The 12,644-nt window shown below is 72.1% G+C and carries 13 protein-coding genes; 5 read left to right on the top strand and 8 right to left on the bottom strand.

Annotated elements, in window-relative coordinates; genetic code table 11:
- The first annotated feature begins 7 nt into the window (after positions 1-7).
- The gene (locus BDW27_RS13255) at positions 8-370 is read left to right on the top strand and encodes a DsrE family protein (RefSeq protein ID WP_017544177.1); all 363 of its coding nucleotides are present in this window, start codon (positions 8-10) and stop codon (positions 368-370) included.
- Positions 371-433: 63 nt separating this feature from the next.
- On the opposite strand, the gene BDW27_RS13250 is transcribed toward BDW27_RS13255, so the two are convergent.
- From BDW27_RS13250 to BDW27_RS13230, 5 genes are all read right to left on the bottom strand, one after another.
- Positions 434-1,180, bottom strand: coding sequence for a phosphoglyceromutase (locus tag BDW27_RS13250; protein ID WP_026129186.1), 747 nt, complete (start codon positions 1,178-1,180; stop codon positions 434-436).
- Positions 1,181-1,227: 47 nt separating this feature from the next.
- Entirely contained in the window at positions 1,228-1,734 is a 507-nt protein-coding gene (locus BDW27_RS13245; protein WP_017544175.1) for a YbjN domain-containing protein, read from the bottom strand.
- A gap of 37 nt (positions 1,735-1,771) precedes the next feature.
- On the bottom strand, positions 1,772-3,070 hold the full coding sequence (gene mshA / locus BDW27_RS13240; RefSeq protein WP_017544174.1) for a D-inositol-3-phosphate glycosyltransferase: 1,299 nt from the start codon (positions 3,068-3,070) through the stop codon (positions 1,772-1,774).
- Positions 3,071-3,190: 120 nt separating this feature from the next.
- Positions 3,191-4,180, bottom strand: a complete 990-nt coding sequence (locus tag BDW27_RS13235; protein WP_110049496.1) for an alpha/beta hydrolase family protein — start codon at positions 4,178-4,180, stop codon at positions 3,191-3,193.
- A 191-nt stretch (positions 4,181-4,371) separates the two neighbouring features.
- Positions 4,372-5,349 (bottom strand): DUF523 and DUF1722 domain-containing protein, encoded by a 978-nt coding sequence (locus tag BDW27_RS13230; protein ID WP_026129185.1) that lies wholly within the window; start codon positions 5,347-5,349, stop codon positions 4,372-4,374.
- An 87-nt stretch (positions 5,350-5,436) separates the two neighbouring features.
- On the opposite strand from BDW27_RS13230, the gene BDW27_RS13225 reads away from it, so the two are divergent.
- Positions 5,437-6,750 (top strand): deoxyribodipyrimidine photo-lyase, encoded by a 1,314-nt coding sequence (locus BDW27_RS13225; RefSeq protein ID WP_017544171.1) that lies wholly within the window; start codon positions 5,437-5,439, stop codon positions 6,748-6,750.
- Positions 6,751-6,909: 159 nt separating this feature from the next.
- Here the strand turns inward: BDW27_RS13225 and BDW27_RS13220 are convergent, their stop codons facing one another.
- Together BDW27_RS13220 and BDW27_RS13215 are read right to left on the bottom strand one after the other, a co-directional pair.
- Positions 6,910-7,347: a hypothetical protein gene (locus BDW27_RS13220; RefSeq protein WP_017544170.1), complete on the bottom strand. Its 438-nt coding sequence runs from the start codon at positions 7,345-7,347 to the stop codon at positions 6,910-6,912.
- 72 nt (positions 7,348-7,419) lie between these two features.
- Positions 7,420-7,965: an O-acetyl-ADP-ribose deacetylase gene (locus tag BDW27_RS13215; RefSeq protein ID WP_026129184.1), complete on the bottom strand. Its 546-nt coding sequence runs from the start codon at positions 7,963-7,965 to the stop codon at positions 7,420-7,422.
- Positions 7,966-8,149: 184 nt separating this feature from the next.
- On the opposite strand from BDW27_RS13215, the gene BDW27_RS13210 reads away from it, so the two are divergent.
- From BDW27_RS13210 to BDW27_RS13200, 3 genes are all read left to right on the top strand, one after another.
- Positions 8,150-8,512: a BlaI/MecI/CopY family transcriptional regulator gene (locus BDW27_RS13210; protein WP_082206639.1), complete on the top strand. Its 363-nt coding sequence runs from the start codon at positions 8,150-8,152 to the stop codon at positions 8,510-8,512.
- A gap of 5 nt (positions 8,513-8,517) precedes the next feature.
- Positions 8,518-9,462, top strand: a complete 945-nt coding sequence (locus BDW27_RS13205; protein ID WP_017544167.1) for a M56 family metallopeptidase — start codon at positions 8,518-8,520, stop codon at positions 9,460-9,462.
- 146 nt (positions 9,463-9,608) lie between these two features.
- The gene (locus BDW27_RS13200) at positions 9,609-9,908 is read left to right on the top strand and encodes a DUF2516 family protein (protein ID WP_017544166.1); all 300 of its coding nucleotides are present in this window, start codon (positions 9,609-9,611) and stop codon (positions 9,906-9,908) included.
- A 137-nt stretch (positions 9,909-10,045) separates the two neighbouring features.
- Here the strand turns inward: BDW27_RS13200 and BDW27_RS13195 are convergent, their stop codons facing one another.
- A complete protein-coding gene (locus BDW27_RS13195) occupies positions 10,046-12,583 on the bottom strand; it encodes a hypothetical protein (RefSeq protein WP_017544165.1) in 2,538 nt (845 codons plus the stop codon).
- Between the last annotated feature and the right edge of the window lie 61 nt (positions 12,584-12,644).

Below are 12,644 nucleotides of genomic sequence, written 5' to 3'. Positions count from 1 at the left end.
TGACCGCATGACTCGTTCCCTGGTGATCAAGGTCACCGCCGGTGAGGATTCCCCGGAGCGCTGCAACCAGGCCTTCACCGTCGCGGCCACGGCGGTCGCGAGTGGAGTGGACGTGTCGCTCTGGCTGACCGGCGAGGCCGCGTGGTTCGCGGTGCCCGGCCGGGCCGAGAAGTTCGACCTCCCCCACGCCGCCCCGCTCCAGGACCTGCTGGCGGCGGTGCTCGCCGCTGGCGGCGTCACGGTCTGCACCCAGTGCGCGGCCCGCAGGGAGCTCACCCAGGACGACCTGGTCGAGGGCGTGCGCATCGCGGGAGCGGCCACCTTCGTGGAGGAGAGCCTCCGGGACGGCGCCCAGGCTCTGGTCTACTGACCCCGGACATGACGGTGCCCGCACCACCTCGCGGCGGCGCGGGCACGGGAGATCGGGTCCGGACTACTTCTTGCCCTGGTTGGCCACGGCCTCGATGGCGGACTTCGCGGCCTCCGGGTCGAGGTAGGTGCCGCCCGGGTTGGTGGGCTGGAACTGGTCGTCCAGGTCGTACACCAGCGGGATGCCGGTGGGGATGTTCAGGCCCGCGATGTCGGCGTCGCTGATCCCGTCCAGGTGCTTGACCAGCGCGCGCAGCGAGTTTCCGTGCGCGGTGACCAGGACGGTGCGGCCCGCGGCCAGGTCCGGGACGATGCTGTCGTACCAGTACGGCAGGGCGCGGTCCAGGACGTCCTTGAGGCACTCGGTGCGCGGCAGCAGCTCCGACGGGAGCAGACCGTAACGCGCGTCCCCGGCCTGCGAGTAGGGGTCGTCGTCGGCGATGGGCGGCGGGGGCGTGTCGTAGGAGCGGCGCCAGACCATGAACTGGTCGTCGCCGTACTCCTCACGGGTCTGCGCCTTGTCCTTGCCCTGGAGGGCGCCGTAGTGGCGCTCGTTGAGGCGCCAGGACCGCTGCACCGGCAGCCAGTGCAGGTCAGCGGTCTCCAGCGCGAGGTTCGCGGTGCGGATCGCGCGCTTGAGCAGAGAGGTGTGCAGGATGTCCGGGGTCACCCCGGCGGCCTTCAGGAGTTCGCCGCCGCGGCGGGCCTCCTCCTCGCCCTGCGCGGAGAGGTCCACGTCCACCCAGCCGGTGAACAGGCCCTTCGCGTTCCAGACACTCTCGCCGTGTCGAAGCAGTACCAGAGTTCCCATGGGAGCCAGCCTAGCGATGCCGCCCGGGTGGCCGCCCACGGCGGGTCCTACTGTTCGGGTTCGGCCAGGTGCGCGAAGGCGCTCAGGTTGCGGGTGTCGTGGCCGCGCGCGGTCCGCCACTTCCACTCCTTGCGGATCGCCGTGGCGAAGCCCAGCTCCAGCGCGGTGTTGAAGTTCTCGTCGGAGTAGGTGAGCACGCAGCCGAGCAGCCGGTCCACCTCGGCGGGGGTCACGCCGCCCAGCGGAAGGCGTCCCCGCACGTACACGTCGCCGACGTCGTCGGAGACGAACGCCATCCCGTACATGTCGGAGCTGCGCCGGGTCAGCCACTGGTAGAAACCGGCGTGGTTCTCGTCCGGCTGGCGGCAGAAGAACGACGTGAGGGTGAGGCTGTGCGGTCCGGCCTCCAACCACACCATGGTCCTGAGCTTGGCCGTGCCCGGGATCGTCACCAGGAACGACCCCTCACGCGGGCGTTCGACCTCGAGACCGGCCTCGGTGACGGCCTCGCTGATCGCCCTGATGGCGCTCTCGCGCTCTGTTTCCGCTGCCACGTCCTCGCCTCTCGTCACTTCGGTCCGCCCCCCGTGGTCAACGGGCCGCGGCGAGCCGGAGCCCGCGCGGGTTGAGGGTGTCCCGGTACACGTCCAGGAGTTCGTCCACCGTCCGCGACCACCCCAGGGTGGCGGCGTGGCGTGGACCCGCCCCGGCCAGCTTGGCACGCCAGGCCGGTTCGGTGATCATCCGGTGCAGCTCGGCGGCGTAGTGCCGGGGGTCGTGCCCGTCCACGAGGACCCCGGAGACGCCCCCGGCGACGGCCGTGGTCAGACCGCCGACCCGCGCGGCCAGCACGGGAGTGCCGCAGGCCTGCGACTCCACGGCCACCAGACCGAAGGACTCGGAGTAGGAGGGAACGACGGTCACGGTCGCGGCCCGGTAGTAGTCGGCCAGGCGCGCGCGGTCCTGTGGGGGCTCCATCCGCACCACGTCGGCGACGCCCAGCGAACGCGCGAGGTCGGTGAGCAGTCGGGGTTCGTGTCTGCCGCCCCCGGAGAGCCCGCCGACGACCCCGACCACCAGGCGGGAGCGGAGGGAGGGGTCGCGTTCGAGCAGGTCGGCGGCGGCGCGGATGAGTACGTCGGGGGCCTTGAGCCGCTGGACACGGCCCACGAACAGCAGGAGTTCGGTGTCCCGGGGCAGCCCGACCCGCTCCAGCGCCTCCGTACGTGAGCCGGGGGTGAAGGTGTCCAGGTCGACCCCGGGCGGGATCGTGTTGATCTGCTCGTTCCGTGCACCGTAGAAGCCGGTGAGCTGGCGCGCCTCGTCGTCGGTGTTGGCGATGAGCCGGTCCGCCTGGCGCACCAGCTGGTCCTCGCCCCGCACCCGCGCCTCCGGTTCGGGGGAGTCGCCCTCGGCGAGCGCGGCGTTCTTCACCCGCGCCATGGTGTGCATGGACTGCACCATGGGCACGCCCCAGCGGCGGGCGGCCATCACCCCGGCCCTGCCGGAAAGCCAGTAGTGGCCGTGGACGAGGTCGTAGTGGCCAGGGTCGGCCTGGGCCTCGGCACGCAGCATTCCGAACACGAACGGACACAGGTGGTCGGCGAGGGTGTTCTTGTCGAGGTGGCCGTAGGGTCCGGCGGGCACGTGCCGCACGTTCACACCCGGCGCCAGCTCGACGACCGGGGGGAGGTCGGCGCTGGTCGCGCGGGTGAACACGTCCACGGCCACGTTGCGTTCGGCCATCCGCCGGGCCACCTCGACCACGTACACGTTGAGCCCTCCGGCGTCACCGGTGCCGGGCTGGTCGAGCGGGGAGGTGTGCAGACTGACGGTCGCGATCCTTGAGGGAACCGCCGTCTGTTGTCCCAGCGGCAGGGGTCCGGACACCGGTGGTTCCTCCGAGTCGTGTCAGCAACGAGTGTGCGAGCCGTAGTCGTCAACAGCGACGAAGGTACACACTGTTCCCCACCGGAACGTCCGAGGGGGCCGGGGTTGACCCGGCCCGGATCACCGTGTACCCGCCCACCCGGACACCAGGAAGTCCACTGCCTCGGGGAAGGTGCTCCGCCAGGTCTCCAGGTCGTGGCCGCCCCGGGGCCTGAGGGTGTCGACCGTCATACCGTGATCGGCGAGCAGTTCCGAGAAGCGTTCGGCCTCCCCCTGGATGCTCCCCTCCTGGAGCGGGGTGTGGTCCGCTCGGCCCTCCACCAGCATGAACCTGAGGTCGCTCACGTCCTCCGACCCCAGGAGGAGGTCGGGGGAGTGCGCCGTGGTGTCCCCACCGAAGGTTCCGTGCGGATCGTCCACGCGGTAGTACCCGGCCCAGCCGACCACCTGGGAGTAGAGGTCGGGGTGGCGCAGGGCCAGAGCGGCGGCACCGTAGCCGCCCATGGAGAAGCCGCCGATCGCCCGCAGAGACCGGGGACGCGGGTGCTCGCCCTCGACCGCGTCGACGGTGTCCCGGGTGACGAAGCTCTCCAGCGAGAAGCGGCCGTCATGGGCGTCCCCCCACTCGGTGGTGGAGCCCCCGTCCTCCTGCCCGTACGGGGCCGCGACGACGAACTCGACCCCCGAGCGGCACATCTGCCGGTCCAGGTGGGCGCCCAGGTCCGCTTCCATGAGGGTCCGGTGGGTGGAGGCCGAGCCGTGCAGCAGGTAGAGGACCGGCAGGTCGGTGCTGTCGGGCCCGGGTGGACGGCGGATCCACAGGGGGCGGCCCTCGTCGTCGGAGGGGTCGGACAGGGTGACGACCTGGTCGCGCCCGGGTTCCTGGCAGACGGCGACCTGCCCCGGGTTGGGGATGGGTGCGGGGGTGGTCACCGGATACGGGGGCAGGAGGGCGTGGCCGTGGGTCAGTTCCGGTTCCGGGGGCGACAGGTGGTGGCCGATCCGCTCGACCAGGCGCTCCGGGGGAGCCGTGGCCAGGGACGTGGCGAGCAGCACGACGGCGCAGGAGGAGACGAGCACGGCGGCGCGTCGGGGAAGGGAGACGAACACGTCGGGGACCTCGGGTCGGGGGCAACCGGAAACCGCGCACGACGCGGCCGGGAACTGTCACCCAATGTAGCCGAACGTGTTCGCTGCGCAGGGATTCGCCGCGTGCTGTCAGGGGCCGCCCCGAACCGTCCTTCCGTGCTCTTCCCTCGGGTCCGACTCCGGCTTCCCCCGGGTCCGGCTCCGGTGCGGGATCAGACCGCCACCGGGTGCCGCAGCCGCAGCGCCTCGGGGTAGGGGCGCAGGTAGGTCTGCTCGTTGGCCCAGGTCATGGCCTCGGCGGAACAGTGGTGTCGCAACAGGGCCACCGGCAGGCTGAGCGGTGCCTGCCCCTCCCGGTAGTCCTCGATCGCGGCCAGCAGGTCGTGCCTGCGGGCGTCGTCCAGCAGCGGGCTGATCATCCCGAAGACGTGCTGGAGCACGTTGGCGTGCCTGCCCCGGCTGCCCTTGACGGCGAGGGTCCGGTGGAAGGCCTCCGCGTAGGTGGCCGCGACCTCCTCGGGATCGCCGGTGCCCGCACGGGCCACGATCCGCCCGGTCTCGCGGTAGCCGTCCGGGGAGTGCGCCATCAGCTGGAGTTTGTGCCGGGTGTGGAACGCCACCAGGTCCCGTGGACGCCAGTCGTCCTCCAGCAGGGCGCGCAGCCGGGAGTGCGCGAACACCCGCTCCACGAAGTGCTCGCGCAGAACGGGGTCGGACAGGCGGCCCTGCTCCTCCAAGGGGAGTTGCGGCAGCAGCTCGGTGAGCCGCGCGGCGAAGGCGCCCCGGCCGTTCCCGCGCAGCCGGTCGCCGTGGTCGTCGAAGACCGGCAGGGCGTACAGGCCGCAGCTCGGCGACTTGTTCTTGAGCACGTATCCGTCCAGACGGCGCAGCTCGGGCAGGTGCCGGTCGGCGACCCGGGCGAGGTCGTCCGTGTGGTCGGCGCCGTCCTTGCTGGAGATGACCCGGTCCTCGCCCTCGCCGGGGGCCGTGTCAGGCCGCTCCTGGAGACGCAGGGTGGGGCGGGGCACGCCGAGCCCGATCTCCGCCTCCGGGCAGACCGGCAGCCAGTCCACGTGCCGGTCCAACTCGTCGGTGAGGAACCTGAAGCGCGAGTGCCCGCCGTTGTAGCGCACGGGTGCTCCGATGAGGCAGCTGGAGACTCCGACGACGGGACGGGGAGGCGGGTTCATGGTGGGGCTCTACCCCCGACCACCTCCGGTAATCGCCAATGAACACACCCAGTAGTGTGATGGTGTCGAAAAGCGAAGGAGTCCTTGTTGGGCACCCCCGTCATCGTCCTGTTCACGCAGGACCTGCGCCCGCACGACCACCCCGCGCTCAGCGCGGCCCTGCGCGCCTCCCCGCGGGTGGTCCCCCTCTTCGTCCTCGAACCCGGCCTCCTGGCGCGCGCCGCCCGCAACCGCCGCGCCCACCTGGCCGAGGCCCTCGCGGACCTGCGCTCGGGGCTGCGGGAGAGAGGCGGAGACCTCCTCCTTCGCCGGGGCGACACGGCAAGCGAGGTCGGGAGGCTGGCCAGGGAGACCGGGGCGCGCGCCGTCCACCTCAGCGCGGGCGTGACCCGGTTCGCGGCACGGCGGCTGGACTCACTGCGTGCCACCGGACTGGAGGTGTGCGAGCACCCCGGGCTGACCGTGGTGCCGCCCGGCGACCTCACCCCGGCCAGCGGCGACCACTACAAGGTGTTCACCCCCTACTGGCGGGCCTGGGAGGGGGCGCGCTGGCGCGAGGTGCTGCCCGCGCCCGAGGCCCTCGAACTGCCCGAGGGGCTCGAACCGGGTGACCTGCCCGAGCTGGACGGCGACGCCGAGGGGATCGGCGCCCTCGCCCCGGAACGGCAGACCGGCGGCTGGACCATGGCGCGTGGACGACTGCGCGCCTGGCTCGACGAGGGGCTGGCCGACTACGGGGATCGCAACGACGACCTCCCCGGTGCCGCCACCTCCCGTCTCTCCGCCGACCTCAGGTTCGGCTGCCTCTCCCCGCTGGAGATCGCCACCGCCGCGCGGGACCTCCCCGGCGGCAGCGAGTACGTGCGCCAGCTCGCCTGGCGCGACTTCCACCACCAGGTCACGGCGGCGTTCCCGTGGATCAACACCCGCGACTACCGAGCGCGTGACCGCGAGTGGCGCGACGACCCGGACGCCCTGTCCGCATGGAAGGAGGGACGGACCGGTGTGCCGATCGTGGACGCGGGCATGCGGCAGCTGCTCCAGGAGGGGTTCATGCACAACCGCGCCCGCATGATCACCGCCGCCTTCCTCACCAAGACGCTGCTGGTGCACTGGCGGGAGGGGGCCGCGCACTTCGACGCCCACCTCACCGACGGCGACGTCGCCAACGAGTACGGCAACTGGCAGTGGACGGCGGGTACCGGCAACGACACCCGACCCAACCGGGCGTTCAACCCCTCCCGGCAGGCGCGGCGGTTCGACCCGGAGGGCGTCTACGTGCGCCGGTACGTCCCCGAACTCGCGGAACTGTCGGGTGCGCAGGTGCACACGCCCTGGCTGGAGGGGTTCGGGGAGGGGGTCGAGGGCTATCCGGCCCCGATCGCCGATCCCGGTAAGTAGCGGTTCAACCGTTGGGCCAGCGGTCGGGGCAGGTGCGCACACCCGCTTCCGGGTACTCATCGCACCTCACGCACCGGCCCGCGGTCGGCCTGTCGTGCTCGGGGAAGAAGCGGGGGCCGGGCGCGGGCAGGCGGGGAAGCCGGAGCACGGGAATCGAGGTCAACCCTCCGTCTCGGCCAGGCCGTCGATGATGTCGTCCAGGACCAGGGAGCGGTCCAGCGCCGACATCAGTCGCAGTTCCCGGAGAGCGGGCAGCGTGTCCACCCCGTCGCCCTCGGCCCCCGTCACCGTGCACACACGCATGCAGTGCTGGGTCGGGGGCCGCCAGAAGTCGCGTTCGTCGATGGGGGCGATGCGGTACACGGTGGCCGGGTACTCGGACGGGCGGCTCGGGGAGTGCCACTGTTGGACGCGGGACAGCACGAAACCCGTGATCAGGGAGTCGAAGACACCGCCTGACGCGAGGTCGGCCAAGGCGTCCTCGTCGCCTTCGGAGCGGCAGGCGTCACACCCCGCGAGTTCCGCGCGCAACAGCCAGCGGGCCCGCGCGTGACTCACCTCGGGGTTCTTGAGCTTGCTCGGATGCCGGTGTCCCATGGAACGGAGCGTACGACGGACGCGGGCGGCGCGGTAGACGGGGCAAGAGCCACGGTCGAGCCGCGCGCCTCCTCAGCCCGGTTCGAAGGCCCGCCGGAACGCGGCCAGGGCGGCCTCGTCGAACAGCACCAGGTCCACCCTGGGCACCCGGACCGGCGCGGTGCGCAGTGCCCGCGCGGCGATCCGGGCCGCGTCGTCCAGGGGCCAGCGGTACACCCCCGTGGAGATCGCGGGGAAGGCCACCGACTCCGCGCCCAGCTCGTGGGCGACCCGCAGTGACTCGGTGAAACAGGAGGCCAGCACCGCCGACCGGTCCTCGGTCCCGCTGTACACCGGGCCGACGGTGTGGATCACCCAGCGGGCGGGCAACCTCCCCGCCGTGGTCGCCACCGCCCCACCCGCAGGCAGCCCCTTCCCGTAATGGGAGGCGCGCAGGGCGCGGCACTCCTCCAGGATCGCCCCGCCGCCCCTGCGGTGGATGGCCCCGTCCACCCCGCCGCCGCCCAGCAGGGAGCTGTTGGCGGCGTTGACGATCGCGTCCGCGTGGTGCTCGGTGATGTCGCCCATCGAAAGCTGGAACCGCGTCCCCTCGGACGGCGCTTCCCCTCGGTCAGCCATGTCTCTCCCTCGGCCGCCCGCCCCGGGAGGAGCGGGACCTCGGTCACCCCGGCCCGTTCCACCCCTCGTCGGAGGCGGTCCCCGGGCCCTGTCGGCAGCGTCTCAAACCCCTACCCCGAAAGCCATCGAGAATTAACGTGGGGGTGCCACGGGGGGTAGTACTACCCGTCGTAGACTTGGTTTCATGAATCGGCTTGGCGAACTTGAACGCGCGGTGATGGATGTACTGTGGGCACGCAACGAACCAATGACGGTTCGCGAGGTCGGTAAGGCTCTCGCCGAGCGGGACCTGGCCCACACGACCGTCATGACGGTGCTCGACCGACTGGCCAAGAAGAAGGTCGTCGACCGGGCACGCGAGGGTCGTGCTTGGCGGTACCGTCCGGCAGCCAGCCGCGAGAACTACGTGTCGGAGCTGATGTTCGACGCTCTCGGTCAGACGGTTGACCGCGACGCGGCCCTGGCCGCCTTCGTCCAGTCCATGGACGGCCAGGAGGCTGAAGCGCTCCGTCGCGCACTCGCGGAAACCGAGCAGCCAAGGAACTAGTCCGTATGGTCAGTGCCGCACTCCTCACTCTCGTCGCGGTCAGCTGCCTCGTCGCCATGGAAGCACTCCACCGGGCGAAGTGGCCCTCCCGCGGCCCCTACACGGCGGTCATCGCCTGGCAGGCGCTCGGCCTGGCCTGGGGCGTGTCCACCATCGGTGCGCTTTTGGCCTACGGCCTGTCGTCCTACGAGCTCGGCGCCGCGGGCGGCCTGCTGGCCGCCGCCACCGACCTCCTGACCGGCGAGTTCATCGTCTCCGAGTTCTCGCAGGGGCTCGAGGGGCTGAGCCACCTCGCCGCCGTGCTGCTGGCCGTCGCCCTGACCCTCGTGCTGTTCTCGGGCCTCGTCGCCTCGTTCGTCCAGGTGGTGCGGGTCCGCAGACGCCACCACGACCTGCTGGAACTGGTGGCCAACGAACACCCGGACGTCCCGGGCGCACGCGTGGTCGACCACCCGGCGGCCGCCGCCTACTGCCTGCCCGGAGTGCTGCGCTCCCAGGTGGTGATCAGCGCCGGTGCCCTGGAGGTGCTCGACACCCGCGAACTGGCGGCCGTGCTCGCCCACGAGCACGCCCACCTGCGTGAACGCCACGACCTCGTTCTGCTCCCGTTCTCCTCCTTGAAGCGGGCCTTCCCGCGCGTGCGCCTGGTGCGGACCTACTACGAGACCGTCGCGCTGCTCATCGAGATGTGCGCCGACGACCAGGCCCGCCGCAGGAGCTCCTCCCGTGAGCTCGCCATGGCGCTGCTCCGCTTCGGTGCCGCCGGGCCCGCGCCCGTACCCGCCGGTGCGATGGCCGCCGTGCAGGCCGCTGAACCCGCCGTCATGCGCAGGGTCAACCGGCTCCTGCGCCCGGACAGCGAACTCCCGTACCACGCGGGTGCCGTGATCATGGGTGCCTCGGCCTTCCTGCTGGCCACCGTGACCTGCCTCTGGCACATCCCGATCTGACCGGCGCGCCCGGTGGTCCGGAGGTACCGCGCTCGTATTCGGTCAGTGATCCGCCCCTCTTTCGGGCACGATCCCCGCGTCCGATCCGTTTAACGTGGAGAGCGGGCGGAACCCCGCTCGGACGCGTGAGGCGACTGGAGTGAGTCTTGTTCTTCTGGATCTGGCAGCTGATCTACCTCGTGACCTTCGTGGCCAGCCTGTACGCGTTCATCGAGGCCCTGAGAACCCCTGAGCAGGCCTTCGTGGTGATGGACAAGCAGACCAAGAAGCTGTGGGTGATCCTCACCGGTGTGGCCTCCGGCGTTTCCCTGCTCGCCGTCCTGACCGGCACCGGCATGTTCGTCATCCTGGGCCTGGTCGCCACCCTCATCTTCCTGCTGGACGTGCGCCCCGCCGTGAAGGGCGTGGGCGGCAACCAGAACAACGGCCCCTACGGACCCTGGTAGCCCCGGGCCACCGGCGCGTCGGTCCCTGCGGGCACCGGTCTCCGTGGCCCGGTCTCCGCGCTGACGGCTCCGCGGCCCCGGCCCCCGACGGCGCGAACCACCGCGCGGACGCCTCGCGGGGTCCTTCCGGGAGGGCGTCAACCGCCGTACGGGGTCGAGGCCCTCGGTGGTGCCTCCCTCGGGGCCGAGGGAACTGGCGGCAGCACCTCGGACAGTGCCTGGGCGTAGGCCGGATCCTCCGTGTACTGGGAGTGCCCGAGGATCTCCGGGCGTCTGGCCTCTCCCGGCGGCGCGTCGTAGGAACGCGGGTCGGGCAGCGGGTCGGCCTGGTCCACGATGTCCAGGGACGCTCCGGCCCCACCCCCGGCAGGACCTGGTGGAGTGTCCCCGGCGTCCGCGTTCCTGCGTCTGACCGGACCGGCGATGGCGTCGGTGACCCGCCACAGGTTGCGCCAGGCCGACACCCGGCCGGTCAGGTCGGTGAACGAGGCCGGACCGAAGTAGGCCGGGAAGTACCGCGCGTACAGTCGGTCCAACGGTGAGCCGTGGGTGATCAGCGAGACCCGCCCCCGGCAGCTCCGGGGCAGCTGCCACACGGTCGCGGCGGCCAACACCGACCCCTGCGAGTGGCCGGAGATCACCACCTCGGTTCCCTCCCCGGCCATCCGCGCCACCCGCGCGGTCAGCTGCGGTACCGCGCGTTCGGCGTACGAGGGCGGGGCCAGCGGATGCGCGACACGCGGCCAGAAGGTGCCCACGTCCCACAGCGCGCCCACGGCCTGCCGCGTCGGCCGGTCCCGGTAGGCGCTCCGGCCGATCCACACCAGCGCCACCAGGCTCGCCCCGCCGATGAGCGACCCCACACCCACCAGCGCGTCCAGCGCGCTCTGCGCCACGCCCTGGAGCTCCCCGGCCACCGCCAGGGGTGCGTCCACCGGCCCGGCGACCAGGTTCCCGGTGAGGATCGAGTAGAGTGCCAGCCCCACCAGCGGCACCACCGGAAGCAGCAGCGCGGCCAGCACCTTGGGCAGTACCTCGGTCATCTGCCCGGTCGCCCTGGCCTTGGCGATGTCCCAGGTCCGGCGGTCCCGAACGCTCCGCGAGTAGAGCGAGGTCACCTCGGGCAGCTGGGCCCGCACCGCACCGCGCAGGCGCAGCGCCAGCACCGCCACCACGACCAGGACGATCACCGCCTCGAAGGCGAACGCCAGCTGCAACCACGAGTAGGCGGTCGGCGGCGACAGCGCCAGGCAGTCGGCCTCCGGCGCGTTCATGGGACCGCAGCCGCTCAGCCACAGCGAACCCTGGTACACCAGCGCGGCCGAGAACCCGCCGCCCAGCAGCGTTCCGAGCGCGGCCGTGGACGGTCCCGCCAGCCCTCGCATGGCGGTTCGCTCGTGCGGCCGGTCCACCGCGAACAGCACCAGGGCCGCCGCCAGCAGCATCACCACCAGCGCGCCCTGGGTGGCGAAGAGCGTGTTCAGCATGGTGCCGCTGCCGGGCAGCCGCCCCTCGGCCACCCAGCCGGGCCGCGGCCACACCGTGTAGACGGCCACGGCCACCACCAGGACGAGCATGGTGTCCCGCAGCACCCGGCAGAACCGGTCCGCCCTGGCGTTCCACCGGGGGTCCAGTCCGGGTACCAGCACACTCGCGACAGTCGCCGCCGCCACGGCGCCCAGCAGAACGGCCAACACCGCGCCGAGCCACCACGCCCCCGGATCGGTCGCCGGCGCCACGCCCCGGACCGACAGGTCGTGCAGGAACGCGGGCACCAGCAGCAGCGCCGCGACGGTTCCCACGGCCACGGCGATGTGGGCCGACCTCAGCCGGGCCATGATCTCGCTGTTGCGCCAGAAGTCCGGGTGGCTCAGCGGCGCGTCCTCGGAGTGGTCCGGCGGCACCGGGCCGGTCACCACCTCGTAGTCGGCCGCCGTTCTGCGGGACAGCCGCCACAGCACGACGATCACCGCGGCGGGCAGCACCGCCCCGACCACCAGCCCCCACCCCGGTGCGGACAGCGGTGAGGAGGACGAGGCCAGGAAGGCCAGCCACGGACGCGCCTGCACACACGACTCGCCCAACCCCGCGCACTGCCAGCCCACCAGGTCCATGCCGACCCCGGCCGAGGCCAGCGTGATGAGCACGGTCAGCGACAGCGCCAGGAGTCGGACCCCGGCCCCGTAGGTGATGCTGGCCGCCCTGCGGACCCCGGTCTGCCCCCGGTCCATCCGGCCGGGCCGCATCCAGTACGCCACGTTGAGCATCATGAACGGCAGCAGCAGGAGCCAGAACGCCCGCGAGGCGCTGCCCGAGGTCAGGTTGCCCCAGGCGAAGATCTCCCGTCGTACCCCCGGGACGCTCTGGGTGTCCGGTTCGCGCCGCCAGCGGAAGAAACCGGCGAGCCGGTCGCCGCCCACGCGCATGGCGGGCTCCACGTCCAGGAGTTCCTCGGCCTGTCCGCCGCTGACACCGTGCACGCGCAGTTCCACGCAGTTGCGGGTGGGAGCGGCCTCGGGCTCGGCGGTCGGGGAGACCGGGGGAACGACGGTGGTGACCGTGGTGTCCACGGGGGAGTGCCTGGTGACAGGGGGCCGGGTGGCGGAGAGGGTGTGTGACGCGGGGCGCGGGGGCTCGGGCTCGTGCGAGCCGGAGGGTTCGGGGGTGTCCGGCATGTCAGCATCCTGCCACGCACAGTCGCGATGAAACACGAAGAACCCGGAGCCTGTGGACAAC

It is taken from the genome of Nocardiopsis sp. L17-MgMaSL7 (assembly GCF_003182025.1).
GTDB classification, from domain to species: domain Bacteria; phylum Actinomycetota; class Actinomycetes; order Streptosporangiales; family Streptosporangiaceae; genus Nocardiopsis; species Nocardiopsis prasina.
This window is presented reverse-complemented; position numbering and strand designations above follow the sequence as displayed.

Excerpts from the sequence above, each read along its gene's own strand:
- BDW27_RS13215 (WP_026129184.1), bottom strand. The coding sequence starts at position 7,965 with ATGGCTGACCGAGGGGAAGCGCCGTCCGAGGGGACGCGGTTCCAGCTT.
- BDW27_RS13255 (WP_017544177.1), top strand. The coding sequence starts at position 8 with ATGACTCGTTCCCTGGTGATCAAGGTCACCGCCGGTGAGGATTCCCCG.
- BDW27_RS13230 (WP_026129185.1), bottom strand. The coding sequence starts at position 5,349 with ATGAACCCGCCTCCCCGTCCCGTCGTCGGAGTCTCCAGCTGCCTCATC.
- BDW27_RS13210 (WP_082206639.1), top strand. The coding sequence starts at position 8,150 with ATGAATCGGCTTGGCGAACTTGAACGCGCGGTGATGGATGTACTGTGG.
- BDW27_RS13250 (WP_026129186.1), bottom strand. The coding sequence starts at position 1,180 with ATGGGAACTCTGGTACTGCTTCGACACGGCGAGAGTGTCTGGAACGCG.
- BDW27_RS13220 (WP_017544170.1), bottom strand. The coding sequence starts at position 7,347 with ATGGGACACCGGCATCCGAGCAAGCTCAAGAACCCCGAGGTGAGTCAC.
- BDW27_RS13195 (WP_017544165.1), bottom strand. The coding sequence starts at position 12,583 with ATGCCGGACACCCCCGAACCCTCCGGCTCGCACGAGCCCGAGCCCCCG.
- BDW27_RS13205 (WP_017544167.1), top strand. The coding sequence starts at position 8,518 with ATGGTCAGTGCCGCACTCCTCACTCTCGTCGCGGTCAGCTGCCTCGTC.